24 protein-coding genes are annotated in these 26,241 nt (G+C 61.4%); 13 read left to right on the top strand and 11 right to left on the bottom strand.

The genetic code is table 11. From position 1 onward, the window contains the following. Positions 1-67 precede the first annotated feature (67 nt). The 4 genes from ELQ88_RS23370 to ELQ88_RS23355 all read left to right on the top strand — a co-directional run bounded on the left by ELQ88_RS23370 (position 68) and on the right by ELQ88_RS23355 (position 3,532). Positions 68-1,021 (top strand): bifunctional enoyl-CoA hydratase/phosphate acetyltransferase, encoded by a 954-nt coding sequence (locus tag ELQ88_RS23370; protein ID WP_138968091.1) that lies wholly within the window; start codon positions 68-70, stop codon positions 1,019-1,021. A gap of 27 nt (positions 1,022-1,048) precedes the next feature. Further along, the gene (locus ELQ88_RS23365) at positions 1,049-1,348 is read left to right on the top strand and encodes a DUF6506 family protein (protein WP_138968089.1); all 300 of its coding nucleotides are present in this window, start codon (positions 1,049-1,051) and stop codon (positions 1,346-1,348) included. A 232-nt stretch (positions 1,349-1,580) separates the two neighbouring features. Beyond that, on the top strand, positions 1,581-2,651 hold the full coding sequence (locus ELQ88_RS23360; RefSeq protein WP_128871211.1) for a putative sulfate exporter family transporter: 1,071 nt from the start codon (positions 1,581-1,583) through the stop codon (positions 2,649-2,651). A 107-nt stretch (positions 2,652-2,758) separates the two neighbouring features. Continuing rightward, positions 2,759-3,532 carry a TSUP family transporter gene (locus ELQ88_RS23355; RefSeq protein WP_138968087.1) on the top strand — a complete coding sequence of 258 codons (774 nt, stop codon included), beginning with the start codon at positions 2,759-2,761 and terminating at the stop codon, positions 3,530-3,532. 23 nt (positions 3,533-3,555) lie between these two features. Here ELQ88_RS23355 and ELQ88_RS23350 read toward each other — a convergent pair whose 3' ends face one another. The 3 genes from ELQ88_RS23350 to ELQ88_RS23340 all read right to left on the bottom strand — a co-directional run bounded on the left by ELQ88_RS23350 (position 3,556) and on the right by ELQ88_RS23340 (position 6,655). Then, positions 3,556-4,194, bottom strand: a complete 639-nt coding sequence (locus ELQ88_RS23350; RefSeq protein WP_138968085.1) for a c-type cytochrome — start codon at positions 4,192-4,194, stop codon at positions 3,556-3,558. 10 nt (positions 4,195-4,204) lie between these two features. Further along, entirely contained in the window at positions 4,205-5,464 is a 1,260-nt protein-coding gene (locus ELQ88_RS23345; protein WP_138968083.1) for a molybdopterin-dependent oxidoreductase, read from the bottom strand. 273 nt (positions 5,465-5,737) lie between these two features. Beyond that, positions 5,738-6,655 (bottom strand): LysR family transcriptional regulator, encoded by a 918-nt coding sequence (locus ELQ88_RS23340; RefSeq protein WP_138968081.1) that lies wholly within the window; start codon positions 6,653-6,655, stop codon positions 5,738-5,740. A gap of 143 nt (positions 6,656-6,798) precedes the next feature. On the opposite strand from ELQ88_RS23340, the gene ELQ88_RS23335 reads away from it, so the two are divergent. The 6 genes from ELQ88_RS23335 (at position 6,799) to ELQ88_RS23310 (ending at position 12,553) form a co-directional block, all read left to right on the top strand. Further along, positions 6,799-7,557: a 5-oxoprolinase subunit PxpA gene (locus ELQ88_RS23335; RefSeq protein ID WP_138968079.1), complete on the top strand. Its 759-nt coding sequence runs from the start codon at positions 6,799-6,801 to the stop codon at positions 7,555-7,557. 92 nt (positions 7,558-7,649) lie between these two features. Continuing rightward, complete coding sequence (locus ELQ88_RS23330) at positions 7,650-7,895, top strand: acetyl-CoA carboxylase (RefSeq protein ID WP_128869342.1); 246 nt, start codon at positions 7,650-7,652, stop codon at positions 7,893-7,895. Between the two features lie 10 nt (positions 7,896-7,905). After that, the gene (locus ELQ88_RS23325) at positions 7,906-9,279 is read left to right on the top strand and encodes an acetyl-CoA carboxylase biotin carboxylase subunit (protein WP_138968076.1); all 1,374 of its coding nucleotides are present in this window, start codon (positions 7,906-7,908) and stop codon (positions 9,277-9,279) included. Further along, positions 9,276-10,148, top strand: coding sequence for an allophanate hydrolase subunit 1 (locus ELQ88_RS23320; protein WP_128869394.1), 873 nt, complete (start codon positions 9,276-9,278; stop codon positions 10,146-10,148). The genes ELQ88_RS23325 and ELQ88_RS23320 overlap by 4 nt, the downstream gene beginning before the upstream one ends. Continuing rightward, positions 10,145-11,119: a biotin-dependent carboxyltransferase family protein gene (locus ELQ88_RS23315; protein ID WP_138968075.1), complete on the top strand. Its 975-nt coding sequence runs from the start codon at positions 10,145-10,147 to the stop codon at positions 11,117-11,119. The genes ELQ88_RS23320 and ELQ88_RS23315 overlap by 4 nt, the downstream gene beginning before the upstream one ends. Before the next feature lie 111 nt (positions 11,120-11,230). After that, positions 11,231-12,553, top strand: coding sequence for an allantoin permease (locus ELQ88_RS23310; protein ID WP_138968072.1), 1,323 nt, complete (start codon positions 11,231-11,233; stop codon positions 12,551-12,553). A 49-nt stretch (positions 12,554-12,602) separates the two neighbouring features. On the opposite strand, the gene ELQ88_RS23305 is transcribed toward ELQ88_RS23310, so the two are convergent. The 7 genes from ELQ88_RS23305 to ELQ88_RS23270 form a co-directional block, all read right to left on the bottom strand. After that, complete coding sequence (locus tag ELQ88_RS23305; protein WP_138968070.1) at positions 12,603-13,058, bottom strand: hypothetical protein; 456 nt, start codon at positions 13,056-13,058, stop codon at positions 12,603-12,605. Positions 13,059-13,162: 104 nt separating this feature from the next. Beyond that, on the bottom strand, positions 13,163-15,022 hold the full coding sequence (locus tag ELQ88_RS23300) for an ABC transporter ATP-binding protein (RefSeq protein WP_138968067.1): 1,860 nt from the start codon (positions 15,020-15,022) through the stop codon (positions 13,163-13,165). 294 nt (positions 15,023-15,316) lie between these two features. Next, positions 15,317-16,837 (bottom strand): aldehyde dehydrogenase family protein, encoded by a 1,521-nt coding sequence (locus ELQ88_RS23290; RefSeq protein WP_138968064.1) that lies wholly within the window; start codon positions 16,835-16,837, stop codon positions 15,317-15,319. Between the two features lie 74 nt (positions 16,838-16,911). Further along, complete coding sequence (phnX, locus tag ELQ88_RS23285) at positions 16,912-17,739, bottom strand: phosphonoacetaldehyde hydrolase (RefSeq protein ID WP_138968062.1); 828 nt, start codon at positions 17,737-17,739, stop codon at positions 16,912-16,914. A 39-nt stretch (positions 17,740-17,778) separates the two neighbouring features. After that, on the bottom strand, positions 17,779-19,122 hold the full coding sequence (locus tag ELQ88_RS23280; protein ID WP_138968060.1) for an MFS transporter: 1,344 nt from the start codon (positions 19,120-19,122) through the stop codon (positions 17,779-17,781). Between the two features lie 267 nt (positions 19,123-19,389). Further along, on the bottom strand, positions 19,390-20,556 hold the full coding sequence (locus tag ELQ88_RS23275) for a 2-aminoethylphosphonate--pyruvate transaminase (protein ID WP_128869549.1): 1,167 nt from the start codon (positions 20,554-20,556) through the stop codon (positions 19,390-19,392). A gap of 213 nt (positions 20,557-20,769) precedes the next feature. Then, positions 20,770-22,161 carry an FAD-dependent oxidoreductase gene (locus ELQ88_RS23270; RefSeq protein WP_138968058.1) on the bottom strand — a complete coding sequence of 464 codons (1,392 nt, stop codon included), beginning with the start codon at positions 22,159-22,161 and terminating at the stop codon, positions 20,770-20,772. Between the two features lie 162 nt (positions 22,162-22,323). Between ELQ88_RS23270 and ELQ88_RS23265 the strand changes: the two genes are divergently transcribed. Continuing rightward, positions 22,324-23,199, top strand: coding sequence for a LysR substrate-binding domain-containing protein (locus ELQ88_RS23265; protein ID WP_138968056.1), 876 nt, complete (start codon positions 22,324-22,326; stop codon positions 23,197-23,199). 33 nt (positions 23,200-23,232) lie between these two features. On the opposite strand, the gene ELQ88_RS23260 is transcribed toward ELQ88_RS23265, so the two are convergent. After that, entirely contained in the window at positions 23,233-24,018 is a 786-nt protein-coding gene (locus ELQ88_RS23260) for a LuxR C-terminal-related transcriptional regulator (RefSeq protein ID WP_138969570.1), read from the bottom strand. A 132-nt stretch (positions 24,019-24,150) separates the two neighbouring features. Between ELQ88_RS23260 and ELQ88_RS23255 the strand changes: the two genes are divergently transcribed. Together ELQ88_RS23255 and ELQ88_RS23250 are read left to right on the top strand one after the other, a co-directional pair. Beyond that, on the top strand, positions 24,151-24,966 hold the full coding sequence (locus ELQ88_RS23255; RefSeq protein WP_138968054.1) for a carbon-nitrogen hydrolase family protein: 816 nt from the start codon (positions 24,151-24,153) through the stop codon (positions 24,964-24,966). A 126-nt stretch (positions 24,967-25,092) separates the two neighbouring features. Then, the gene (locus tag ELQ88_RS23250; protein ID WP_138969569.1) at positions 25,093-26,202 is read left to right on the top strand and encodes a polyamine ABC transporter substrate-binding protein; all 1,110 of its coding nucleotides are present in this window, start codon (positions 25,093-25,095) and stop codon (positions 26,200-26,202) included. The last annotated feature ends 39 nt before the right edge of the window (positions 26,203-26,241 follow it).

Raw genomic sequence — 26,241 nt, 5'->3', positions numbered from 1 at the left:
TGCATTCGATGAACTCCCTCGCCACAGGGGATCGCGGTTTCTACCGTGAACAACAAGGAATCCAAGCATGTTGAGCACTATTCCACGGGAATGCCCGGCGTTCCTGCTTGATCGGGCTAAGGCCTTGCCGCGCGTGGTCACGGCGGTGGTCAATCCGGTCAATCTGCTGAGCCTGAGCAGTGCCAGGCGGGCTTGCGATGAAGGGCTTATCGAGCCGGTGCTGGTCGGGGATCAGGCAAAGATCCGTGCCCTGGCCGAAGAACTCGACTGGGACCTGCACGACCTGCGCCTGATGCACGTCAGTGACGATGCACAGTGCGCCGAAGTCGCCTGCATCCTGGCGGGTGCCGGTAACGCGCAGGCGGTCATGAAGGGGCATCTGCACACGGATACCCTGCTGCGTGCGGTACTCAAGCGTGAAGTCGGACTGCGTGGCGCCAGTCGTCTCAGTCACGTGTTTCATATGACACTGCCGGGCAGCGACAAAGCCTTGTCGATCACCGACGCGGTGATCAACGTGCAGCCTACGATCATCGACAAGATCCATATCGCCCGCAACGCCATCGAGCTGATGCACGCCTTGGGCTATGAAAAGCCGCGCATGGCGGTGCTGTCCGGTACCGAGGAAGTGACGCGCAGCATGCCGTCCAGCCAGGATGCCGCCGAGCTGGCCAAACTGGCGGCGATCGGTGCCTTGGGCGATGCCTGCGTCGAGGGTCCATTGGCCTTCGACAACGCGGTGTCGCTGGAAGCGGCGCGGATCAAAGGCATTCGCGGCGAGGTCGCGGGCCATGCCGATATCCTGCTGGTGCCGAACCTGGAAGCCGGTAATTTTCTGTTCAAACAGATGGTGTATTTCATGAGCGCCACGGCCGCCGGCCTGGTGCTGGGCGCGCGGGTGCCGATCATTCTCACCTCGCGTGCCGACCCGTTGGAGGCGCGCCTGGCGTCCTGCGCGCTGGCTTCGATTTTTATCGATTACCGTCGGCAGTCGCGCAGCCGCTTGCTGGCGACCGGCTAAGCAACCCAAGACCCAAGGAGAACCACGATGGCGGTGCAACGTTATGGCTTTATCTTCAAGGCGCCAGGCATGCAATTCCTCACCCACAACGGACGCCTCGAGTCCGACACCTTCGCCGCGACCCTGTGCGGCGTTGCGAGCGTCGAGGAAGCGGTGCTGGTGGCGCAGGAGTTGTTGACCCGGCATGTGCAATTGATCGAACTGTGCGGCGCCTTCACCGAGGCCGACGCCGAGCAGATCCGCAACGCCATCGACGATCGGATTCCAGTGGCCGCCGTGCACTACGGTCCTGAAACCCGGCAGCGCCTGCAGCAGTTGTCCGACTGAGCCAGGCCAGCGCCTGGCCACTGTAGGCGCCGGCTTGCTGGCGAAAAGGCCCGCACCTCCACCATCACTTTCACCTGACACTCCGCCATCGCCAGCAAGCCGGCTCCTACAGGCCAAACACGCAGGTGTCGGCTGGCCCCTAAGACCGCCTTGAGGTGGTCCTAATGAGGGGGCGGAGTTTTCTCTAGCATCGAAACCCAGTGATTCATAACCAAAGGGTGTAGGTGACCACATGACAATAAAACAGCACCACACAATCCCCCCCGTCCACAGCCAGTTGCCGGATACGGCTCAGCCATCATCGTCCTGGTTGATACGCCGTCAGCAGAAACTCAACCTGCTGCTGCCGGGCATCATCGCCGCGATGGTAGTCGCCGCCAGTGCCTCGTTCCTGTCCGAGCATTACGGTGCGCCGGTGATGTTAATGGCCCTGTTGCTGGGCATGGCGCTGGGCTTTCTTTCCGAGGAGGGGCGGGCGGTCGCGGGTATCCGTTTCACCTCCAGCACCATCCTGCGCGGCGGCGTGGCGTTGCTGGGCATGCGCATCACCGTCGAGCAGATTCTCTCGCTGGGGGGGACGCTGATGGCGGTGGTGATCGGTGCAGTGTTCCTGACCATCAGCTTCGGCATCATCCTTTCCCGGCTACTCGGCCAGTCACGGGATTTCGGCATTCTCAGCGGCGGCAGCGTGGGCATCTGCGGCGCCTCGGCGGCGCTGGCCATTTGCGCAGTACTGCCGCAAGACAAGGATAGCGAGCGCAACATCATCTTCACGGTGATCAGCGTGACTGCGCTGAGCACCATCGCGATGATTGCCTATCCGCCGATCGCCCAATGGCTCGGCCTGGACGCCCATCAGGCCGGGATATTCCTCGGCGCAACCATTCACGATGTGGCCCAGGTGGTCGGTGCCGGCTACAGCATGTCGGAGGAAACCGGCGACACCGCGACCGTGGTCAAGCTGTTGCGCGTGGCTATGCTGGTGCCGATCGTCTTCAGTCTGTCGTTGCTGCTGCGCAAGCGCGGTGATGGTGGTCCGCGCCCGGCACTGCCATTGCCCTTGTTCATCATCTTCTTTGTGCTGTTTGTCGCGATTAACAGCAGTGGCATCGCGTCGACGCAGGTGCAGGAGTTAGCCGGCGATGTGTCGCGCTGGTGCCTGGTGACCGCTATCGCCGCCCTGGGCATGAAGACTTCACTGAAGGCGCTGCTGGAAGTGGGCTGGCGTCCGGCGACCCTGCTCGTCAGTGAAACCGTATTTCTCGCGACGATTATTTTGGTGGCGGTGAAGTGGCTGGGATGAGCCCGCGTCATGGATGACATGCATCGACCCCGCCCGATCACCAGACTGCCGCCGACACGCTCACCGTGTGGCGGCAGGCTGGGTTAACCTGCTGCAAAAGAGGCGCCATGAGCCTGCAAGTGCATCTGATTTTCCTGTGTTGTGTGGCCCTGGCCACCGTTGCCCAAAGCCTCACCGGCTTTGCCTTCGGCCTGATCCTGATGGGCCTGGTCGCGTCCCTGCACATGGTGCCGCTGTCCGAGGTGGCGGTGGTGATCAGTATCCTCACCCTGGGTAATGCCATGGGTACCCTGGGCGGGCCGAAACCGCAGCTGGACCGCGCGGTGCTGATGCCCGTGTTGCTCAGCAGTCTGCTTGGCGTCAGCCTGGGCGTGTGGGGACTCGGCGCGTTGAGTGGTAGCCAGCTGACCTGGCTTCGCCTGCTGCTCGGCATACTGATCGTCGCGGCCAGCCTCATGCTTGTGGTGCAAAACAAAGCGAAAGCGCAACTGTCCCGGCAGCCTTCGTTCTGGCTGGCCGGGGGCTTGTGCGGACTGCTCAACGGCTTGTTCTCCAGCGGCGGGCCGCCGATCGTTTATCACCTGTACCGCCAACCCTTGGGTTACGAAATCATCCGCAATACCCTGATCACGGTGTTTTCCGCCAACGCGGCGGCGCGCCTTGGCCTGGTCGCAGCGCAAGGACAGATGCAACTGTCCACGTTGTGGTTGAGTGCCGAAGCATTGCCGTTGGTGGTGCTGGTCAGTTGGTTGGTGCGCCGTTATCCGCCGAAGTTGTCGTCGCGCACGGTACGTTGGCTGGTCTTCGTACTGATGGCGCTCGCGGGCGTCAGCTTGATCTGGGATTCGTTGCCGGGGCTTTTGGCAGCAGCCTCGGCATGAATGCTAGTTAGCCTGGTCTGGGCTTACTGGTGCAGTATGAACGTCGCCACGGTTTGCAGATCTTGCGGGCTTAACTGCGCGTAAGGCGGCATGGGGATCTCCCCCCATTTACCGCTACTACCGTGCTGGATGCTGGACGTTAACGTGGCCAGTGCCTGCGGATCGCTCCCGTACTTGGCCGCGACATCGTGATAGGCCGGGCCTACAACCTTGTGATCGATCGCGTGGCAGGACAGGCAACCGTTGCCCTGGAGCAAGGCCATGGCGTCGACTGTTGCTGCAGGCGCGGCCGGGGGCTGGCCCGCCGACGGGTTCGACGCCGCCTGCACCTCGGCATCGCTCGCCCGGGCACTGCCGTAGGTCACGGCCAGGTAGGCGCCGATAATCTTCACCTCCTGATCGCTGATCGGCGCCCCGTACACGTGCTGCATCTTGCCCGCTTCACCCGTCCACTGCGCCAGGGTCAAGCCGGGTGGCTGGAAGCTGATGTAATCGGCCGAATGGCAGGTGGAACATTTCTGCTGGGCCAACGCATAGCCCGGCAGCGCACTGGGCTTGAACGCCGCCGTTTCAGGCGGCAAGGTGATCGACAGGGGCGCGGCGCTGGCCATGCCAGCCAGACACAACTGAGCCGCGCACAGCAAGGTGGTCATGGGTTTCATGCGGGCCTCCTCAGGCGACGGTGACGTGGCTGGTTTCGACGACGTGGCGGCGGTAGCCACCGGGGTTCCAGTCGGCTCGCAGCGGTTGCGTCTCGCCCGCACGGTTGCTGGCGCGCACCATCAACGCAGTGGCGCCCTTGCGGTGAAAGGTGATCGGCAGCGTCCACTCGCGGAAGGAGAAACGGCCCAGATCCTGCCCAAGCCTGGCTTCGCGCCAGTTTTTTCCGCCGTCGATCGACACCTCCACTTTGTTAACGCCAGCACCGCCGTCGAACGCAATGCCCTTGAGCTCCACGCTTTTGTTCAACGGCAACACAGCGCCGTGTTTGACGCTGGTGATGAAACTGCGTACCGGCAATTTGGCAATCGGCAGGGTTTGCGCCGCCGTGGTGCCAGGGGCGATGCAAAAACAGTCGTTGTCCGGCACGCGATAACCTTTAGCCATGAAAAAACCCTCGTAGGTGTGGTCGACGACTTCGATCTCACTCAGGTGCTTGACCCAGTAGGTGCCGAAATAACCGGGCACCACCAGGCGTATCGGGTAACCGTTGAGGAATGGCAGGTCGGTACCGTTCATTGACCAGGCGATCATGGGCTCGCCGTCCATGGCATGGCTGATGTCCAGGGCCTTGATGAACTCCGGCGTGCTCGGCAGCACCGGCTTGTCGAGCCCGCGGAATGTCACTTGCCGGGCATCATTTTTCACACCGGCTTTTTCCAGTACCGTCTTGAGCGACACCCCCACCCAGCGGGCATTGCCCATTGAACCGTTTCCCAACTGCGCACCGAACACCCGCGGCATCGAGAAGCCCCGGCTGTTCCCCGAACACTGGTTGACGGCCACCACTGCTATCGGTTCGGCGAGGGCCTTGAGTTCGGCAAGGGACAGCGACAGCGGCGTGTCGACCGCGCCCTTGATCGTCAGGCGGTAGCTGTCCGGATCGATACTGGTGGGGAAATTGGCCAGGTGGTAACGCACGAAAAAGGCATCGTTGGGCGTGATCGGCCCATCGTTGAAGACCGCGAAGGGTGTCTCCAGGTGTGGCGGGCGAGTGGTCACCAGGGTCAGCGGGCGTTTTTGCGGATATTGCACCAGCGGTCGCGGGCCAGCCGCAAAGGTCACGTCTTCGGCGTTTGTGTCGGCCGCCTCGGGTTCGGCGGCGGCCTTGGCCAGGCTTGCCAACGGCGAGGCCGCCAAAGCCAAGGTCAAGGCATCGCGTAGCACGCGTCGACGGCTCGGATGGCTGTTTTCTACAAAGCTGAACTTCATTCTGCACTCTCTATGATTGTAATGATGAGATGCAATTGACAGCTGCCCGTCAGGGCCGCGAGGCAGCGGGTCGTTCCTCCATTTTTGATTTTCAGCGGAAATTGCAGAGGGCATATTCGGACGCTTGTGACGGTCTGCATAGGTCCAGTTCATGCCCACGTGTTGGACCTCAGCCAGCTTGCGGAGAGGTCATGACCAGCGCTGAATGAGGCATGTTCGATACTGTGACGGCTCGCCGTGCCCGTGTCCGGAACACCTCGGTATCCGCTTCTTTCAACGTCGCGCAGATAACTGTTGCGGCGCCAGAAAGGCATCGTGGAAGTAGTTGCGGAACGCTTGCATGGCCGGGCTGAAATTGCGCTCGCGATGCCAGGCCAGGCCGACACTCATGGGGGTGACCTTGTCGGTGACCGTCAGGGTTTCGATGCGTTTGCCTTCCAGCGACCAGGGGCGATGCACCAGGTCCGAGAGGATCGCTACGCCGCTGCCATTGGCAACCATGCTGCGCACCGCTTCCACGGAGCTGGTTCGCACGCGCACGTTGGGTTGTTGGTGCGCGTGTTCCCAATAACGCATGGCGCTTTGTTCGGCTTCGTCGACGGTCAACAGGATGTAGGGTTCCTTCGCCACGTCGGCGAGGCTGACCGCGGAGCGTTCGCACAGTGGATGGTGGCTGGGCAGCCAGAGCCGGCGTTCGGAGTTGAACAGAATTTCCGAGACGATGTCCGGGTGAGTGAGGTTCGCCGTGAGCACCACCGCCATGTCGAATCGGCCTTCCAGCAAACCTTGTTCGATGGCTTGGCGTTCTTGTTCGTGGACTTCGATGGCCACGTCCGGGTGCCAGTGTTCCAGCCGTTGCAGATGGTGCGGCAGGAAGTACCCGATCACCGTATAGCTGGCGGCCAGGCGCAGCAGCCCGCTGGCGCGGACGTCGGGCAGCGGGCTGTTCAGCGCGTCGTCGACGCTGCGTTGGATCACATAGGCCCGATTGAGAAAATGCCGCCCGGCGTCGGTCAGGCTCATGCCCTGGGCCGAACGCTGGAACAGCAGGGTGCCCAGCATGCCTTCCAGTTCCTTGATCGCCGTGGTCACCGCCGACTGGGAAATATTCAAATGAATGGCCGCTTGAGAAATTTGCCCGATCTCGGCGGTGGCGACGAAATAGCGGACCTGGCGCAGGGTCAGTGACATGAGCACTCCGGACGGTGGGGTATCTGTTTTTCACGGGCTATCTGTTTTTCAGAAGATGGCCCATCTGATAATAGATCTTCCCAAGGGGTTGGCAGGAATCTAACGTGGCTTGCATGAAGTCACAAGCGTCGGGAGCAAGTGTCATGCAGGCAGTAGATTTCAACTCGGACATGGGCGAAGGCTTCGGTCCATGGACCATCGGCGATGGCGTCGACAATGAGCTGATGGGCTTCATCAGTTCGGCCAACATCGCCACCGGCTTTCATGCCGGGGACCCCAGCACCATGCGCCGCACTGTGGAACAGGCCAAGCGCCTGGGCGTAGCCATCGGCGCGCATCCAGGGTTTCGCGACCTGGTGGGATTTGGCCGTCGGCACATCAACGCACCGGCCCAGGAACTGGTGGACGACATGCTCTACCAGTTGGGCGCCCTGCGTGAACTCGCCCGGGTTCAAGGGGTGGCGCTGCAACACATCAAACCCCACGGCGCGCTCTACATGCACCTGGCGCGGGATGAGGAGGCCGCCCGTTTGCTGGTGGAAAACCTGCGACGCCTGGAGCCTGAGTTACTGCTGTATTGCATGCCCGATTCAGTGATCTGGCGCGTCGCCAAGGAACTCGGTCAACCGGTGATCCGCGAGTTCTACGCCGACCGCGAGTACGACCTCAGCGGCTCCATCGTCTTCACCCGCAACGTGCGCGCTTACGATCCGGCCCAGGTGGCCGCGCGGGTACTGCGTGCCTGTCAGGAAGGCGTGGTACGCACGGTCGAGGGTCAGGACCTGAAGATCGAATTCGATTCCATCTGTTTGCACAGCGATACGCCGGGCGCCCTGGCGTTGGTCGAAGCCACGCGTAACGCACTCGATAGCGCCGGGATCGAGGTTCGCGCACCCCGCTGAATCAGCACGAAACACCCGGCACACAGACGCCAGGGTTTAAACACCAATTCATTTTTGCCTGCCTTTCTACAACTATTCCAAGAGGAACAGACATGGCCGAACACACTGTCATCACCCCATTGCCCGGGACCTTCTACCGCAAAGCCACCCCCGAATCGGCGAACTTCGTCGAGGAGGGCGCGCAGGTCAACGCCGACACGGTGATTGGCCTGATCGAGGTCATGAAGCAGTTTTCCGAACTGACCGCCGGGACAGCCGGTCGCCTTGGCGCATTTCTGGTCGAAGACGGCGATCCGGTGGAACCGGGTCAGGTCGTCGCAACACTCGACGACGAGTGAGGGCGCGATCATGACTCAAGGCATTCGTAAATTACTGATCGCCAACCGTGGCGAGATTGCCGTGCGGATTATCCGCGCCGCCAAAGCACTGGGCATCCCCACCGTTGCCGCGTGCAGCGAAGCGGACCTCGACTCCCAGGCTGCGCGCATGGCCGACGAGGTGCACTTGCTCGGTCCCGCCCGCGCCGACAAAAGTTACCTGAACGTCGAAGCATTGCTCGCAGCCTTGAAAACCACGGGGGCCAATGCGGTCCATCCCGGTTATGGCTTTCTCTCGGAGAACGCCGATTTCGCCGAAGCCGTCCTCGCGGCGGGCGCCATTTTCGTCGGGCCCAGCCCGGAGACGATCCGGCGCATGGGCGATAAAGCCGAGGCGCGCCGCACGGCTCAAGCGGCGGGCGTACCGGTGGTGCCGGGGTCCCCCGGCGAACTGTTTGACGTCGAGTCGGCGCTCGCGGCGGCCGAATCCGTCGGCTTCCCGCTGCTGATCAAAGCGTCGGCCGGTGGCGGCGGGCGGGGGATTCGCCTGGCTGAAAACGCCCGGCAACTGAGCGAAGAGTTTCCCCGTTCCCAGCGCGAAGCCCAGACGGCATTTGGCAATGGCGCGGTGTACCTGGAGCGGTTTATCAGCAAGGCCCGGCACATCGAAGTGCAAGTGTTGGGCGACGGCGTGCACGCCGTGCACTTGTTCGAGCGCGAGTGTTCGCTGCAACGTCGGCGCCAGAAGATTTTTGAAGAAGCGCCGTCGCCGGTACTCAGCCAGCAACAACGCGAGACGCTCTGCGCCAGCGCGGTACGCCTCACCGAGTCCCTGGGCTACAAGGGTGCCGGGACGCTGGAGTACCTGTATGACGATGCGACGGGTGAGTTTTTCTTCATCGAGATGAACACGCGGATTCAGGTGGAACACCCGGTCAGCGAGCTGATCACCGGGATCGATCTGGTCCAGGCGATGTTGCGCATCGCCGGTGGCGAGCCGCTGGGCTTCAAGCAAAGTGACATCCGGCTCAACGGCGCCGCGCTGCAAATGCGCCTGAACGCTGAAGATCCGGCGCGGGACTTCTTCCCGAGCCCAGGCCAGGTCGAGGCGCTGGTCTGGCCGCAAGGGCAGGGGGTGCGTGTCGACACCCACCTCTATCAAGGCTATCGCGTGCCGCCGTATTATGACTCGCTGTTGGCCAAGCTGATCGTTCACGGTCGCGACCGTGCCGAAGCCCTGGCCCGCGCGCGCACGGCGGTGGAACAGACCACACTCACCGGCATGGCCAGCACCTTGGCGCTGCATGGCGAATTGCTGGAACAACCGTGGCTGCACAGCGCGGACTTCCACACCGGCACCCTGGAAACCTGGCTGGCCGAGCGCCGCAGCGGAGGTGAAGCATGAGTCAGCCTATCCGTTACAGCTTTGGCGCCGACGAACATTTGTTTGCCGAAGTCAGCGACAGCATGTCCCTTGAAGCCTTCTTCAAAGGCCTGGCGGTCACCCGCGCGGTGGAGCGTCTGGCGCTGGATGGCGTGCTTGATGTGTGCCTGGCCAATGCCTCGTTCCAGATCCGGTTCGACCCGGATCGCATTGCGCCTTTCGACCTGCTGGAAGCGGTGAAAATCGCCGAGGCCGGCGCGGTCGCCGAACGCACGTTGCAGACGCGGATCATCGAGATTCCGGTGCTCTATAACGATCCCTGGACCCATGAAACCCTGATGCGTTTTCGCGACCGTCATCAGGACCCGAGCGCCACGGACCTGGAGTACGCCGCGCGCATCAACGGCCTGGCGGACGTCGAAGCCTTCATCGCTGCCCACAGTGGCGCGCCGTGGTTTGTTTCGATGGTCGGCTTCGTCGCGGGCCTGCCGTTCATGTTCCAGATGGTCGAGCGCGAGCGTCAACTGCAGGTGCCCAAGTACCTGCGACCCCGTACCGACACCCCGAAACTGACCCTTGGCCACGGCGGTTGCTTCGGTTGCATCTACTCGGTGCGCGGCGCTGGTGGTTATCAGATGTTTGGTGTCACGCCGGCACCGATCTACGACCCACAGCAAACCCTGGCGTACCTGAAAGAGCACATGGTGTTTTTCCGTCCGGGCGACATCGTCCAGTTCAAACCGATGGACCGCGAAGCCTATGACCAGGCCATCGCCGAAGTGGAAGCGGGGCGCTTCGATCTGCGGATTCGTCCGGTGGAATTCTCGCTGGACGCGTTCCTGGCCGACCCCGTTGGCTATCCCAAGTCGTTGCAGGAGGTGCTGGCATGATCAAGGTACTCAAACCCGGTCTCGCCACGTCGGTACAGGATCTGGGCCGCGAAGGTTACTACCACCTCGGCATTCCACCCTCGGGTGCGCTTGACCAATACGCCCTGAGCGCGGCCAATCAACTGGTCGGCAACCCGGCAGGGGCGGCAGCGCTGGAATGCACGCTGTTGGGGCCGGAGCTGGAATTTCAGGAGGATGCATTGGTGGCGGTGTGCGGTGCGCACATGACGCCCCGAGTCGATGGTGTGGAAATGCACCACGACACGGCATTCTCGGTAAAGGCCGGGCAAGTGCTGCGCTTTGACTTCCCCAAGGCCGGCGCGCGGGCCTATCTGGCGGTAGCCGGTGGCATTGATGTGCCGGTGGTGCTGGGCAGTCGCTCCACCTATGCGTTGGGCGCACTCGGTGGTTTTCAGGGGCGCAGGCTGGTGGCCGGCGATGAACTGCCCGTCGGTATCGCCAGCGGTAAAAGCCGTGCCGGGGCCAGTTTGCCCATGGCTTTGCGGCAATCATTGGGTGGCGAAATCACCCTGCGTGTGGTGCCGGGTCTGTATTACGAGCGACTGACCTCCAGTGCGGCGAAGAGCTTTTTCGCCGAGCCATGGACGGTCGGTTCGGAAGCTGACCGCATCGGCTATCGCTTCAAGGGCGGCAGTGCACTGACTTTCCAGCCCCGTGAACAACCGTTCGGTGCCGGTTCGGATCCGTCGAATATCGTCGACAGTTGCTACCCGATCGGCTCGATCCAGGTGCCGGCCGGGCTTGAACCTATCGTGTTGCACCGCGACGCGGTGTCCGGCGGCGGCTACGCCATGATTGGCACGGTGATCAGCGCCGACCTCGACCTGATCGGCCAGATGCAACCCAACCAGAAGGCCCGCTTCCAGGCGGTCACCCTGGATGAGGCGCTGGAAGCGCGACGATCCTATAAGAAAAAACTCAGCTGCCTGAGCAAGCTGTTCCCTTCCTGATTCTGCCCGCCGCATCGCGCGGGTCATGCCAAACGGTAAGCCAACGCCGCACTTCGGTGCGGTGACGGCTGCCCGCGCTTCAACCTATGACTGGTTCTGGAGTTCACGCATATGGCTGCTTTATCGCAATCGAGTCAAACCGGGCAAGACCCTGCCCATCACCCCGTTCCCGCCGAAGCGCGCATGGGCCGCTTGTCGCTGACCATGGCCTGGTGGGCGGTGTGCAGCGCGATGTTTTACATCGTGGTCGGCGCGTCACTGGCCCTGTCTTACGGTGCCCGCAATGCGCTGATCGGGATGCTGTTGTCGGTGATCAGCTACGGGCTGGTCAACAGTGTGCTCAGCCGTTTCGCGATCCGCAGCGGGTTGTCGGTGGCATTGTTTTCAAGGCTGTTGTTCGGCAGCACCGGCGCTTGCCTGGCGACCTTGATCTTCTTTTCCACGGCGATCTATTACGCGGTGTTCGAGGGTTCGGTGATCGCCGTGGCGCTCAACCACCTCTACCCGGAACTGGTCTATCCGTTGGCCGCGCTATTGGTGGTGTTGTACAGCGTACCAATGATCCTGGGCAGCGTGCAGCACTGGCTGGACAAGCTCAACGGCGTGTTGCTGCCGGTGTACCTGGGGGGCCTGTTGGTGGCGGTGGGGCTGTCGATCAGCCGTTATGGCTACCAGCCGCAATGGCTGGATTTCGGCCCGGCCACACCCAGCGTATTTGGCTGGTGGGATTGCTTTGTGGCCTACATGGGCGTCTGGGTGCTGATGCTGTTCACCTTCGACTATGCCCGTTTCGGAAAACCTGAAGACGCCGGGTATCATGGGCGCTGGAACTTCGGCATGCCGTTCTACGCGGTGACGTTCCTGCTCAACGGCGCGGCAGGCATCTATCTGGTCAGCAGCATTCCCCATGACGGGGCGCTGAACGAAGTGTCGGTGGTGATGGCGATTTTGCAACTGATGGGCTTGTGGGGATTGTTGTTTGTCTGGGCCACGCAAACCCGGATCAACACGGCCAATTACTATCTGGCCACGCTGAACATGCAGGCGTTCTTCGCACGTTTTGGCCTGCGCGGTTCGTACGCGATGTGGGCCTTGGCGGTCGGGTTGATCGTCTACGGCCTGATGCTCGCCGATGTGTTTGCCTACCTGCTCAAAGCATTGGCGTATCAGGGCATCTTCGTCGTGGCCTGGGTCGGTGTGGCATTGGCGCAGATCCTCTACGGGCGCTGCGATGCAGCGACGCTCGAACGGGTGACAGCGTTCCATCCGGCGGGCTTGACGGCCTGGTTCGGCGCCACTGCGCTGGGACTGTTACTGATGTTCTGTGGTGGCAGCCTGAGCAGCTTTTCCGCACCGGCGACGGTGGTGGTTGCGTTTGTCTTGCAGGGCGGCTTGTCGCGCCTCGGCCGAAGCCGGTTGCAGTTGGCGCAGTGAGGTCTTTGCGAACGACCAGGCGGACTTGCCCGCGCCAGGGAGGGCGCGGTTAATTCACCGAGCCGCCTTGCCGGAGATCGGCGCAAAAAATATCGATGTTGCCACTGTCCGGTGCACTGCGCACGACGACGGAGTACTCACCGGACAGCAGGACCGGCAGTGCGACAGGTGCGCCTCTCGAGAACGCCCAGCCGCGTATGGCTTGGCGTTCGGTGTTGACACGATCGTTCATTGCGTAGGCGACGGGCCCGGGCTGCTGGCAGGTGCCTTTATTGATGAAGGTATAGAGGCGCAAGGGCAGGGACGTTCCGCCTGGAACACCACTGACGAAGAAAATGAATCCGGTTTGATTATCGCTCCAGCTAGTCAAGGTTACATTGCCGATCTGACCGGCGTTCTGCCGGGTGGCAACCAGAGGAATACTCACGCCATGGTCTGATGAAGTGGAGCAGCCGAAGAGGCTGGCGCAGACCATTAGCGCTGCAAGTGAGTTTCTGCGTTTCATTGCCAACGTCCCGGGTTGAAGAACTGCAATGGGAGATTAGTGGGTATAGCTCATCAATCGCCTCCTTGACGTTGCCCGGGGGGAATTCCCCGGGCCGTTCACGCTCATACCTGATCCATGACCTCGGCCACCCCCCGGTCCTCACCCAGAAATCCGCCGCTCTGGTGGTGCCACAGCCGCGCATAGATGCCGTTTTTTGCAAGCAATTCGGTGTGGGTGCCCTGTTCGACGATGCGTCCGTCATCCATGACAATCAGTCGATCCATGGCCGCAATCGTGGACAGCCGATGGGCGATAGCGATCACGGTCTTGCCCTGCATCATTTCATCGAGGCTTTCCTGAATGGCCACTTCGACTTCCGAATCCAGCGCGCTGGTCGCCTCGTCCAGTAGCAGGATCGGGGCGTTCTTGAGCATCACCCGGGCAATCGCGACGCGCTGGCGCTGGCCGCCCGACAGCTTGATGCCGCGCTCGCCGACCAGGGTGTCGTAGCCGCTGTGGCCTTGTCGGTCACTCAGTTGGCTGATGAACTCATCGGCCTGGGCGCTGGCCGCGGCACTGCGGATCTGCGCGTCGCTCGCATCGGGGCGGCCGTAGGCGATGTTGTCGCGAATGGAGCGGTGCAACAGGGAAGTATCCTGGGTGACCATGCCGATGGCGCTGCGCAAGCTGTCTTGCGTGACGTGCGCGATGTCTTGCCCGTCAATGCGAATCTGCCCGCTGTCGACGTCGTAGAAGCGCAGCAGCAGGTTGATCAGCGTGGATTTGCCCGCGCCAGAGCGGCCCACCAGACCGATTTTTTCGCCCGGGCGAATGTTCAGGCTCAGGCCATCGAGCACCTGGCGTTCGCCGCCGTAGTTGAAGCGGACATTGTCGAAGGTGACCGCCCCGCCGGAGGTCACCAGCATACCCGCGTCCGGCGCATCCTGCACCTTGGGGCCGCGGGTCAGTGTTGCCATGCCATCCTGCACGGTGCCGATGCTCTCGAACAGCGAGGTCATTTGCCACATGATCCAGTGCGACATGCCATTGATACGCAACGCCATGGCGGTGATTGCCGCCACGGCACCCGCGCCGACCTCACCTTGGTGCCAGAGCCATAGGGCATAACCACCTGCAGCCATGATCAAGGCCACCACCAATGCCTGGTTGACGATCTCGAACTGGCTTACGAGGCGCATCTGGCGAAAGCCGGTCTGCTTGAAATCCTCCATGGCTGCACGCGCGAAGTGCGCTTCACGATTGGAGTGGGAGAACAGCTTCACTGTCGTGATGTTGGTGTAGGCGTCCGAGATACGTCCGGTCATCGAGGAGCGTGCATTGGCCTGTTCCTGGCCCACTTTCCCCAAGCGGGGCACGAAGTAGCGCATGGCCAGCCCGAACAACAGGATCCAGGCAATGAAAGGCAGCATCAGTTTCAGTGCGAAGCCGCCGGCCAGTGCAATGATCGCGATGAAATACACCCCGATCCCGGGTGCAATCTCAATCAGGGTGAACAGCACGTCGCGCACGGCCAGCGCCGTCTGCATCACCTTGGTGGTGACCCGGCCGGAAAACTCATCGGAAAAGAACGAAAGGCTTTGCCGCAGCATCAAACGGTGGAAGTCCCAACGCAGCCGCAACGGCAGGTTGATCGCCAATATCTGGTGCTGCACCATGGTGCGCAACGCCACCAGTGCGACACTGGTGACCATGACGATGCCCATGCCCCACAACACCCGACTTTCCTGCGCCGCCGCATCACCGCCGGCCTTCCAGGTCGAGAGTAGATCCACCACCTGGCCGAGGAAAGCAAACAGCCACGCTTCGTAGATCGACACAGCGGCACTCAGCAGCGCAAACGCAAGAATATAGCCGCGGGCGCCCCGTGTGCACGCCCACAGGAACCGAGCCAGGCCCGCGGGTGGCGGTGGTACCTCGTCAGGCGGAAAGGGGTCGAGCCTTCGTTCAAATGCTCCAAGCATGGTGGTCTCCAAAACGATCAAATTCAGGAGATTCTGCCATTGAACGGTTGCTTTGAGGGTTTTGCGGGCCTGACCCTTCGTATTCCGCGGTGGCAATCTTGCAGGATTACTTGACCCGAACAGGCGCGTTCCCCCAGCGATACGCGGTGCAAAAATGTAGGAGCGAGCTTGCTCGCGAAGGACGTGAGGGCGCCGCGTACATCCAGGCGGCCCCCGTCATCGTTGACGTCCATCGCGAGCAATCGAGCGTCGACCGGCTGCTCCTACAAGGGTTTTGTGGTGTTCTTGCGGAGGTTAGAAGAAGCCCTGCGGATTGATGTCGTAGCTCACCAGCAGGTTTTTGGTCTGCTGATAGTGATCAAGCATCATCTTGTGGGTTTCACGGCCGACGCCGGACTTCTTGTAGCCACCGAACGCGGCATGCGCCGGGTACAGGTGGTAGCAGTTGGTCCAGACACGCCCGGCCTTGATCGCGCGGCCCATGCGGTAGGCGCGGTTGATGTCGCGGGTCCACAGGCCGGCACCCAGGCCGAACTCGGTGTCGTTGGCGATGGCCAGGGCTTCGGCTTCGTCCTTGAAGGTGGTGATGCTCACTACCGGGCCAAAGATTTCTTCCTGGAACACGCGCATTTTGTTGGTGCCCTTGAGCAGGGTCGGCTGGATGTAGTAACCGGAGGCCAGGTTGCCTTCGAGTTTTTCCACCTTGCCGCCGGTCAGCAGCTCGGCGCCTTCGCCCTTGGCGATTTCCAGGTACGAAAGAATCTTGTCGAATTGCTGCTCGGAGGCCTGGGCGCCGACCATGGTGTCGGTGTCCAGCGGGTCGCCACGTTTGATTTGCAGGACTTTTTTCATCACGACGGCCATGAACTCGTCGTAGATCGATTCCTGTACCAGGGCGCGGGACGGGCAGGTGCAGACTTCGCCCTGGTTGAAGAACGCCAGCACCAGGCCTTCGGCGGCTTTTTCGATGAAGGACGGTTCGGCCTTCATGATGTCTTCGAAGAAGATGTTCGGCGACTTGCCACCCAGCTCCACGGTGGACGGAATGATGTTTTCGGCGGCGCATTTCATGATGTGCGAGCCGACCGGGGTCGAGCCGGTGAAGGCGATCTTGGCGATGCGCTTGCTGGTGGCCAGGGCTTCGCCGGCCTCTTTGCCGAAACCTTGCACCACGTTGAGCACGCCCGGCGGCAACAGGTCGCCGATCAGCTCCATCAGCACGGTGATGCCCAATGGGGTTTGTTCGGCAGGCTTGAGCACCACGCAGTTGCCGGCGGCCAGGGCCGGCGCGAGTTTCCAGGCGGCCATCAGGATCGGGAAGTTCCACGGGATGATCTGCCCGACCACGCCCAGCGGTTCATGGATGTGATAGGCCACGGTGTTGCCGTCGATCTCGGCGGCGCTGCCTTCCTGGGCGCGGATGCAACCGGCGTAGTAGCGGAAGTGGTCGGCGGCCAGCGGGATGTCGGCGTTGAGGGTTTCACGCACGGCTTTGCCATTGTCCCAGGACTCGGTAATCGCCAGGAGTTCCAGGTTCTGTTCAATGCGGTCGGCGATTTTCAGCAGCACCAGCGAGCGCGCCTGGACGGACGTGGCGCCCCAGGCATCGGCGGCGGCGTGGGCAGCGTCCAGGGCTTTTTCGATGTCTTCGGCCGTGGAGCGCGGGAATTCGGCAATCGGTTGGCCATTTACTGGCGAGGTATTGGTGAAGTACTGACCTTTGACAGGCGCGACGAACTCGCCGCCGATGTAGTTGCCGTAACGGGACTTGAAGGAAACGATGGCATCGGGAGTGCCAGGGTGGGCGTAGTTCATGGTGGTGTTCTCTGGTTGTTTGGGTTGTGACCGTCCTTGGGACGGCCACTGCCAGTTGTACAAGCGCTACGGGGTCAGGAACCCTGCGGGGTTTCTCCACGTGCCAGACGGGCATTGATGTCTTCGATGACCGCAGGCAAATCAACGATGGTGTCGATCAGGTAGTGCGGGCGGGACCCTTCGAACATCTTGATGATGCGCGCCCGTTCTTCGGCCAATTCTTCCAGGGACAAATCCTTGAATTCTTCATAGGTCAGTCCCAGTGCGTTGCCGGAGCAGGTCAGCGCGACGGTCCACATACCCGCGCTACGACCTTCGAGAATGCCGGGCCAGGTGTCGTCGACCTTCACACAGGCGGCGACGTCGCTGATCCCCAGCGCAATCACGTTGGCCAAGGCCTGGGCCGGGTGCGGGCGGCCATTGGGCACTTCGTCGGTCGCCACCACATGGTCGGTGACATAGCCGTTCTTGCGCGCCAGCTCTACGACTTTTTCCATGACCACGGCCGGGTAGCCTGAGCAGGAGCCGATTTTCAGGCCCTTGTCGCGTAGGCCATTGATGGTATCGAGAGCACCGGGAATCAGCGCCGAGTGCAGGGCGATCTTTTCGATCTGCAGCGGCATGAAGCGCTCGTAGAGGGCGGTGACATCATCGTCAGTCGGCAACCGGCCGAAGACGGCATGGTAGCGGTCGGCGATCTGCGGCTCGTTGCACAGCGTGCGGATGTGATCCCACTTGCCCATGCCCATCGGCCCGCGAGCTTCTTGCAGGGAAACCGCAACGCCGAACTCGGCAAAGGCCTCGACGAAAATCTGGGTCGGTGCGAAAGAACCGAAGTCGACGACAGTGCCCGCCCAGTCCAGAACCACGGCTTGCAGTTGAGAAGGTTGTTTGTAATGCATGGTGATTGCTCCAGTGATGGGGGAGTAATGAGTGCGAGTTCAGGAACTGGTGCCGACAATGACCGGTTGCACCGCAGGCGAGACCAACTCTTTGTTTTCCAATGTTTTCGGGCGGCTGTTCCAAAAGGGCACCAACATCAAGCTGGCCACCAGTGCCGCTGCGGTAAAGACGATGAACACGGTGATGGTGTCGAAGTAACCCGGCAGCAAGCCGCCGAGGACCGCACCTACCGAACCGCAGCCATTGACGAAGCCTGCGGCGGAGGCCGCGCCATCTTTGCTGCCGAAGTCGATCGCAGCCGAGCCGCTGATCATCGAATCCGGCCCGTAGAGCGTCAGGCCCATCATGAACAGCAGGCCGACCACCATGTAGAGACTGCCGCTCTGCATGGCGGGCACGAACAGCCCCAGGCAGACAGTCAGGACCACCAGGCTGAGGACGCAGACCGGTATGCGGCGAGCGCCGAAGTACTTGTCCGAGGCGATACCGATAAGGATCGGACCGATCAGGCCCGCCAGTTCAAAAGAGGTGGGGACGATGGCGGAGGCTACCTTGCCAATCTCGGGCATGCGTTCGTAGATAATTACCGGGCCCCACAGGAGGATGGCGTAGCGCGCAGGCTTGAGCATGAAATAGGCCAGGCCGAGCACCAGAACGGTTCGATTTTTCATCACCGTGCGCAAGCCCGCCCACATGCTTTCGCGCGGCACCACGACGTTGCTGACGGGTTCGATTTCGATCTCGACCGGAGGCAGGCCGACGTCTTCCGGCCGGTTGCGTTGCAGGAAAAAGAACAACACCGCTATCACCAGTACCACCACAGCACTGCTGATGAACGCGATACGCCAGTCGTGGTAAGCGTTGTAAGCCCACCAACCGGCAAACGGTGTGGCCACCAGACCGCCAAAGGCGTAGGAGGTACTCCAGTAACCCAGCACGCGCCCACGTTCACTGGTGCTGAAGAAACTGCCGACGTTCTTGCATAGACCCGACCAACCGGTGGACTGGGCCAGGCCCTGGATCAGCATGCAGGAGGCGAAAATCGGCAAGGTGGCGTAGGTGCCCATCAGCAGCGCGGCCAGCGCCGAGATGACGAGCCCGCTCAGTACCACGACCCTCGGACCGAAACGGTCAGAGAAGTTGCCCCAGAGAAACTGGCCCACGGCATACGCGGTCAGGTAGAGGGCATCGAGGTTGGCCATCATGGCCTTTTCGAGCATGAAGTCCGGGTCTTCGCCAATACCCAGTTTGGCGACAGAAAACGCCTTGCGGGTGAAGTAGAAGCCGGCATACGCCACCCAAGTGATGAGAAAAACTTGCACGCGCCAACGCTGGAGCGATTTCCAGCCGGTTGCGAGAGGACTTGTTGCGTTCTTGTTCATGGTGTTCTGATCCCGTATGTGGTGCCAGACAGCGCAAAGTTTTTGTTTTTGTTTGCGGTACGGAAAATCTGTCCACGCACACGGCATCGATGAGATGGCAGTGAGATGGCATCAGGCTTTCAGTATTCAATTGACGCGGTCGCTGACGTCTGCCCGGCTGTGCCTGGCGATAAGTCATCGAATCCTTGTTCTGAAAAAAGATCCCCGTCCAGAGGTGCTACCCATTGCACCTGTGCTCGAATTGACAAGGACCTTTAAAGGGGGCGGTCAGCCTGCCGGCAGGCGCATGTCGACGTTCATCGCCACGAGACTGTCGGCGATGGCGCGCAGCAATTGATGGACGATGTATTCGTCGATCTGGCCGATACAGCCGATACGGAAACTCTCGGCGACGGTCAGTTTGCCGGGATAGATGATGAACTGGCGGGCCTTGAGTTCATCGTAGAAGCGCTGGAACTCGAAGTTCGGATGTTCCGGGCTGAAGAACGTGGTGATGATGGGCGACAGCCAACGGTCTTCAAGCAACGTTTTGAAGCCGAGTTCGCGCATGCCGGCGACCAGTACATCGCGATTGCGGGTGTAGCGTGCCAGGCGGCCATGCACGCCGCCTTCGGCAGTGTGTTGCTCCAAGGCTTTATGGAACGCTACAACGCTGTGGGTCGGTGGCGTGAAACGCCATTGGCCGGTGCGCTCCATGTACACCCACTGCTCGTACAGGTCGAGGCTCAGGGAATTGGCGCGGCCTTTGGCGGCCTCCAGTACGGAGCGGCGGATGATGACAAAACCGAACCCCGGAATACCCTCGATGCATTTGTTGGCAGAGGACACCACCACGTCGAACGCTATTTCATTGACCGTCAACGGCACGGCGCCGAAGGAACTCATGGCATCGATGATCAGGCTCTTGCCATGTGCCTTCACCACATCGGCGATTTCGCGCAGCGGATTGAGAATGCCGGAACTGGTTTCGCAATGGACGATGAAGACGTTGGTGACGTCCGGGTTGTCCCTGAGCAAGGCGTCCACTTCCTCGGCCTGCGGCGGCAGGTAGTCCCCTTTGTCCAGGGTGATGAAGGCGCGACCGAGATACTCCAGGGTCTTGGTGGCGCGTTGGCCATAGGCGCCATTCATCAGCACCAGCGCTTTACCGTCACGAGGGATGGCAGTGGCCAAGGCGGCTTCCACCGAGTAGCTGCCGCTGCCTTGCAATGGCACGCAGGCGAAGCTGTCGTCCTGTACGCCCGCCATGCTGAGCAAGCTCTGGCGCACTTCAGCCGTGACTTGATTGAAGGCAACGTCCCATGAACCCCAGTCGCGCAGCATGGCTTCCTTGGTGGCTTTGGACGTGGTCAACGGGCCTGGGGTCAGCAGGTAGGGTTCACCCAGGGCTGGAGTGGCCAGCGCCTGTGTGGTCGGAAATTCAGCTTTGGTCATGATCTTCTCCGGCGATGTTGTTTTTGTGGGGAGTGATGCATGGGCCAATAAAAACACTCGGCGAAAAATAACTGAAATCGATTTATCACATGTCAATAACAAGCTGAGCTTATAAGTGGAAATGTTGATTCCACGTATAAAACCCCACCTGGCCGCGAGCCGGGTGGGGTCTTATGTTGGTGCGGATTGATGTTCCGCTGAGTGACCGGTGCGTTATCCCTTGTCGGACTTGCCGGCCGCCGCGGCGAATTTCGCCAGGCGCACATCCAGTCGACGGGGGCGCAGGTTGTGGTCCTCGGCATGCTCCTTGCGGCGAATGGCGTTGCGCACCATCAGTGAGCCCAGGTAGCGAATCGGTTCCGGTGGGAAATGGCCGAGCGGGCCTTGGACCAGCGGCGAGCGTGTCCAGGGGTTGTCCGCCCCCAATACCAGCGACGACAGGATTTGCCCGCCCATATGGCAGGGACCGACGCCGCTGCCGGAATAGCCGAAGCCATAGAAGATGTTGGCGCTTGCACCCATACGGCCGAAGAAAGGCAACCCGGTGACCGAGCGATCGGACGGGCCGTTCCAGGTGGCGGCGATGTCGACATCGGCAAAGTCTGGAAAGAACTCCGCCAGGGTGTTGCGCAACAACCCTTTGTAGGGCGAGGGCTGGTCGAAAACCGGCAGGATGCGCCCACCGTAGGCGAAGGTGTTGCCACCTTTGCCGAGCATGATCCGGCCATCCGGGGTGTTGTGGTAGTAGTGCACGAAGATGCGCGAGTCGAGTACGGTGACCCCGCTGGTCAGGCCGATCCGCTCGAGCAGGTCCGGGCGCGGCTCGGTAATGATCATATCGCTGGAGACGATGGCGACCGAACGCGAGAACTGTGGAAAGGCTCGCGCCATCCAGGCGTTCATCGCCAGCACGACCCGGTCGCAAGTCACTTTCCCGTTCGGCGTGTTGACGATGGCTGGCAGCCCCTCTTCCAAACCGGTCATCGGCGAGCCTTCGTAGATGCGTACACCCAGTTCCAGCGCGACTCGACGCAGACCGCGCACCAGCTTGCCCGGCTGCACACTGGCCGCCGCTGGCGAGAACCAGCCTTCAACGTGTCGGGTCGAACCCGCCATCCGCTGCGCGTCAGCCAGCGCGCATTTGGAGAAAGAGTTGATGCCATTGCGCTCCAGCGCCGCGATCACTCCGTCGGTCGAGCCGATCTGAGCGCGGTTGGTCGCCGTGTACAGCGTGCCATCGAGACGGTAATCGGCATCAACCGCGTACTTCTGGCAAAAGCTGCCGATGGCGTAGATGCTTTGCTCCGATTCCTTGACCAGACGTATGGCCTCTTCAACGCCGAACAAGCGCTCCAGGGTGAAGTACTTGGCCGACCAGGACAGTGCGCAGCCGCCATTGCGCCCACTGGCACCGGCACCGCAGATGTCGGCTTCGACGATGACCACGTCCAGCTCGGGGTTCTGTTCCTTGAGCATGATGGCCGTCCACAAACCGGTGTAACCGCCACCGACGATGCAGACATCGGCGCGGGTGTCCTGTCGCAGCGGCGGGCAGGGCGAGTCGGGTTGAGCTTTCAGGGCCTGATCGAGCCAGTAGGGGCGCATGAGGTCATCTCCGTAGATCGGTTCGGGGCAGGGGGTACGAGGGCGGCACTGTTCAAACAGCGGTCGGGTGACTTGCGAAAACCATGCTTGCAGTTCATCGTTCATAAATAAAATCGATTTATCGTATGCACGAATAAGCTGAACCTATGTAAAGGCGCCCCGATGACTATTTCCCATACCCAACTCAAGGCGTTCCACGCCGTGGCCATGAATGGCAGTTTCACGCGCGCGGCCGAGCAGCTCTGCCTGTCTCAACCGGCGGTGTCCGATCAGGTGCGCAAGCTCGAGGACTACTACGGGGTGATGGTGTTCTACCGCGACAAACGCCAGGTGCGCCTGACTGAAGTGGGCGAGCGGTTGTTCGGCCTGACCCGGCGCCTGTTCGATATCAGTGTCGATGCCCACGACATGTTGATGGACTATCGCACCCTGTCGACTGGCACCTTGAACCTTGCCGTCGATGCGCCAGTGCATGTGCTGCCCTATGTCGCGCGCTTCTGCACTCGCTATCCCGGTGTCGATGTGAAGATTGAAACGGCCAATACCGATGAGGTCCTGCAGCGGTTGTACGGCCACCAGGCAGACATTGCGCTGCTGGGGCGCAATATCGAAGATGACCGACTGCTAAAGCTGCATCTGCGCAGTGACCCGATGCTCGCCTTCGTCGCCCATGACCACCCTTGGGCACAACGAACATCCATCTGCCTCGCCGATCTGGACAACACGCCTCTGGTGTTGCGCGAGCAGGGCTCGGTGACGCGACTGTCCCTGGAGGAGGAAATGGCCGCGGCGGGCTTGAGCATTCGCAAGGCCATTGAAGTGGAAGGGCGTGAAGCGGCGCGTGAGGCTGTCGCGATCGGTATGGGAGTCGGGGTTGTCTCGGCGGCCGAACTTGGCTCCGATTCGCGGCTGTGCGGATTGCCGATCGTCGATAGCCGGCAACGCTTCACCGAAACATTGGTGTGCCTGCGCGCACAGAGTTCCCGACGCATCCTGACGACCTTTTTCGACATGGTTCGAGAGGCGGTGGCTGAGTGATCCTCAAGCACGCTGGAGCGCTGCGTTACCTATTCAGCCCTGCGCGTTCAGAAACAGGGAGAACAGCTCGGTCTGCGACTTAATCCCGAGCTTGCTGTACATGTGCTTGCGGTGGACCTTCACCGTCTCGGCGGAAATCGCCAGCTTGCGCGCGATCTCCTTGTTCGAGCAGCCGCTGAGCATCAGCCGGCCGACTTCAAGTTCGCGGGCTGACAGCGGAGTGTCCAACTGCTGGTCCGTGGAGTCGAGCCAGTTCTGCCAGCGTGGCGTCGGCGAAGGGGCCTGCTCCAGCACCTCCCGCTCGAATGCCATGCGCTGACGCATCAGGGCGGCGACCCAAGGCTGGATGAGGGTGAGCAGGGCAGTCTGCTCCGGACTGAACCGGGCCTCGCTGCCCAGTGACAGGCTGAGGGTGCGTTCCGCGTCGAGCTGGACGTTGATATGGACTTCGTCGGCAACGATATTGAGGCGGAAGTAGCGTTGGTAGTAGTCAGTCTGCTCGAAGCACTCCGGCGCCACGTCGGCTAGCCAGAACAAACCGTTCTGCGGTGCTTCCCGGTTGGCCAGGTAAAAGGGATCGAGCAGGTACAGGCCCTTGAGGTAATCCTGGAAGAGCGGATCTGGCCCGCCATCCTTGCCTGGGCATTCGGCGAGCACCTGCGGCCGGCCATTGCTGAAAATCAGCACGACCCAACTGTCCACCGGAATGTACCTGTCCAGCTGACGCACCAGGGCCAGCCAGAAACCAGGCCGGTCAAGGGTCTCGATCAGCCTGCCGATCGCCTGGTGCCAGGCCATGTCCTGCACTGTAATGCCCACGCTTCTACCCATACGGGGTTACCCCATCGATGTGATTACTTTCCGTTTTACGGCTCTCCATACTCCATCCAGCCCTGGCGGGTGCTGTTCAGTTTGGCGATTGCGAGCCCACAACACGTGAAAGGATCATCGATGAAGATTGAACTCGTACAACTTACCGGTCGCGATGGCGATACCGCTTATAACCTGAAGCGTACCTTGCAGGCCATCGCTACCTGCGCGGCGGATACCGATCTGCTGGTGTTTCCGGAAACCCAATTGATGGGGTTCGCCAGTGCGCAACAGCTCGCCGAAGTCGCCGAGCCCCTGGACGGGCCGAGTGTGCAGGCGGTGCAGCGCGCCGCCCGGGAACGCAACGTCGCGGTGGTGGTGGGCATGGCTGAGATTGACGGCGGCCTCTTCTACAACACCTCCCTGTTGATCACGCCACAAGGGATCGCCTTGCACTATCGCAAGACTCACCTCTGGCCGTCGGAACGCGGCCTGTTCCAACCGGGCGACCGTTATGCCACTGCGCTCTGGAGGGGCGTCCGGGTCGGCCTGCTGATTTGCTACGACATCGAGTTGCCGGAAAGTGCTCGAGCCCTTGGCCAACTCGGCGCCGAGCTGATCCTGGTCACTAACGGCAATATGGATCCCTACGGCCCTGTCCACCGTACTGCGATCATGGCTCGCGCCCAGGAAAACCAGGCATTCGCGGTGATGGTGAATCGAGTCGGCGACGGCGATGAAGGGCTGGTGTTTGCCGGTGGGAGTGCAGCGATCGATCCCTTCGGGCGAATGTTATTCGAAGCCGGGCGCGAAGAGTGTCGGCAGGTGGTAGCGCTGGATCTCGACCTGCTGCGCACCGCTCGCCGCGACTACGACTACCTCAGTGACCGCCGCCTGTTCCTGATCGGCGAGCAGGTTGAGCACAGTGATGGTCGACGTGAACTGCTGATCCCCTGAACCAGGCGCGAGGGGGCTATCCCATCGTCCTGATTCGATGTTGACCCTGCCACAACAATAATTCACACACCAGCAGGAGCAGAGCTCGTGTCCCAGGACCCGGCGCTAATGCTCTGGAGCATCCCGATGAAAGCGACTCGCTACATGCCATTCGTCCTGGCCACGCTGTGCAGTGTCGGCCTGGCCTGCGCCCAGGCCGCCGAGCCTGCCAAATCCAGCGTGCACATCTATAACTGGTATGACTACATTGCCCCGAACACGATGAAAGACTTCGAGAAAGAGGCGGGCATCGGCGCAGTGTACGATGTGTTCGACAATAGCGACGTGATGCAAAGCAAACTGATGGCCGGCCGCAGCGGCTATGACGTCGTGGTTGCCAGTGCCGACCTGCTGCCGAACCTGATCAAGGCGGGGGTGCTGAAAAAACTCGATCGCTCGAAGTTGCCCAACTGGTCCCACCTCGACCCCGACATCCTCGCCAAGTTGCACAGCAACGATCCCGGAAACAGCTATGCGGCCCCTTACCTGTGGGGGACCACGGGCATCGGCTATGACGCGGACAAGGTTAAAGCGATACTCGGCCCGGATGCGCCCGTCAATTCCTGGGACCTGATTTTCAAGGAAGAAAACCTGGCCAAGCTGAGTCAGTGCGGTGTGGCCATGCTGGACGCCCCCAGCGAAGTCATTCCCATCGCATTGCACTACCTGGGACTGCCTTACAACAGCCAGAACCCGGAGGATTACAAAAAAGCCCAGGCCCTGCTGCTGAAACTGCGTCCCCATATCGTCTACTTCGATTCGTCCAAGTTCATCTCCGATCTGGCCAATGGCAACATCTGCGTGGTGCTGGGCTGGGCGGGCGGTGTCGCCGATGCGCAAAAAGCCTCCGAACTGGCTGGCAACCATCGCAACCTCGTCTACAGCATTCCCCGCGAAGGTGCCCCGGTGTGGGTGGAGAGTCTGGTGCAGCTCAACGATGCGCCGAACCCGGAGCAAGGGTTGGCCTTCATCAACTATATGTTGCGCCCCGAAGTCATCGCCGAGTCCTCCAACTACCTGAGCTATCCGAACGCCAACAAAGATGCCACCGCACTTGTCGAGCAGAAAATCCGCGACAACCCGGGTGTGTATCCGTCCAAACAAGTGTTGGACACGCTATTTCCGCTGGAACCACTGCCGCTGAAGATGGAGCGCGTGCGCACCCGTGCCTGGAACACGGTCAAGACCGGGACCTGACTGGCAGGCTCGGCCCTGCTGCCGACTGACCAAGCCCCT

It is taken from the genome of Pseudomonas sp. MPC6 (assembly GCF_006094435.1).
GTDB lineage: Bacteria > Pseudomonadota > Gammaproteobacteria > Pseudomonadales > Pseudomonadaceae > Aquipseudomonas.
This window is presented reverse-complemented; position numbering and strand designations above follow the sequence as displayed.

Coding starts and splice junctions, on each gene's coding strand:
- ELQ88_RS23345 (WP_138968083.1), bottom strand. CDS start 5,464: ATGAAGTTCAGCTTTGTAGAAAACAGCCATCCGAGCCGTCGACGCGTG.
- ELQ88_RS23335 (WP_138968079.1), top strand. CDS start 6,799: ATGCAGGCAGTAGATTTCAACTCGGACATGGGCGAAGGCTTCGGTCCA.
- ELQ88_RS23315 (WP_138968075.1), top strand. CDS start 10,145: ATGATCAAGGTACTCAAACCCGGTCTCGCCACGTCGGTACAGGATCTG.
- ELQ88_RS23370 (WP_138968091.1), top strand. CDS start 68: ATGTTGAGCACTATTCCACGGGAATGCCCGGCGTTCCTGCTTGATCGG.
- ELQ88_RS23270 (WP_138968058.1), bottom strand. CDS start 22,161: ATGCGCCCCTACTGGCTCGATCAGGCCCTGAAAGCTCAACCCGACTCG.
- ELQ88_RS23320 (WP_128869394.1), top strand. CDS start 9,276: ATGAGTCAGCCTATCCGTTACAGCTTTGGCGCCGACGAACATTTGTTT.
- phnX (WP_138968062.1), bottom strand. CDS start 17,739: ATGCATTACAAACAACCTTCTCAACTGCAAGCCGTGGTTCTGGACTGG.
- ELQ88_RS23325 (WP_138968076.1), top strand. CDS start 7,906: ATGACTCAAGGCATTCGTAAATTACTGATCGCCAACCGTGGCGAGATT.
- ELQ88_RS23280 (WP_138968060.1), bottom strand. CDS start 19,122: ATGAACAAGAACGCAACAAGTCCTCTCGCAACCGGCTGGAAATCGCTC.
- ELQ88_RS23250 (WP_138969569.1), top strand. CDS start 25,093: ATGAAAGCGACTCGCTACATGCCATTCGTCCTGGCCACGCTGTGCAGT.
- ELQ88_RS23365 (WP_138968089.1), top strand. CDS start 1,049: ATGGCGGTGCAACGTTATGGCTTTATCTTCAAGGCGCCAGGCATGCAA.
- ELQ88_RS23360 (WP_128871211.1), top strand. CDS start 1,581: ATGACAATAAAACAGCACCACACAATCCCCCCCGTCCACAGCCAGTTG.
- ELQ88_RS23350 (WP_138968085.1), bottom strand. CDS start 4,194: ATGAAACCCATGACCACCTTGCTGTGCGCGGCTCAGTTGTGTCTGGCT.
- ELQ88_RS23330 (WP_128869342.1), top strand. CDS start 7,650: ATGGCCGAACACACTGTCATCACCCCATTGCCCGGGACCTTCTACCGC.
- ELQ88_RS23300 (WP_138968067.1), bottom strand. CDS start 15,022: ATGCTTGGAGCATTTGAACGAAGGCTCGACCCCTTTCCGCCTGACGAG.
- ELQ88_RS23255 (WP_138968054.1), top strand. CDS start 24,151: ATGAAGATTGAACTCGTACAACTTACCGGTCGCGATGGCGATACCGCT.
- ELQ88_RS23340 (WP_138968081.1), bottom strand. CDS start 6,655: ATGTCACTGACCCTGCGCCAGGTCCGCTATTTCGTCGCCACCGCCGAG.
- ELQ88_RS23305 (WP_138968070.1), bottom strand. CDS start 13,058: ATGAAACGCAGAAACTCACTTGCAGCGCTAATGGTCTGCGCCAGCCTC.
- ELQ88_RS23265 (WP_138968056.1), top strand. CDS start 22,324: ATGACTATTTCCCATACCCAACTCAAGGCGTTCCACGCCGTGGCCATG.
- ELQ88_RS23355 (WP_138968087.1), top strand. CDS start 2,759: ATGAGCCTGCAAGTGCATCTGATTTTCCTGTGTTGTGTGGCCCTGGCC.
- ELQ88_RS23275 (WP_128869549.1), bottom strand. CDS start 20,556: ATGACCAAAGCTGAATTTCCGACCACACAGGCGCTGGCCACTCCAGCC.
- ELQ88_RS23290 (WP_138968064.1), bottom strand. CDS start 16,837: ATGAACTACGCCCACCCTGGCACTCCCGATGCCATCGTTTCCTTCAAG.
- ELQ88_RS23310 (WP_138968072.1), top strand. CDS start 11,231: ATGGCTGCTTTATCGCAATCGAGTCAAACCGGGCAAGACCCTGCCCAT.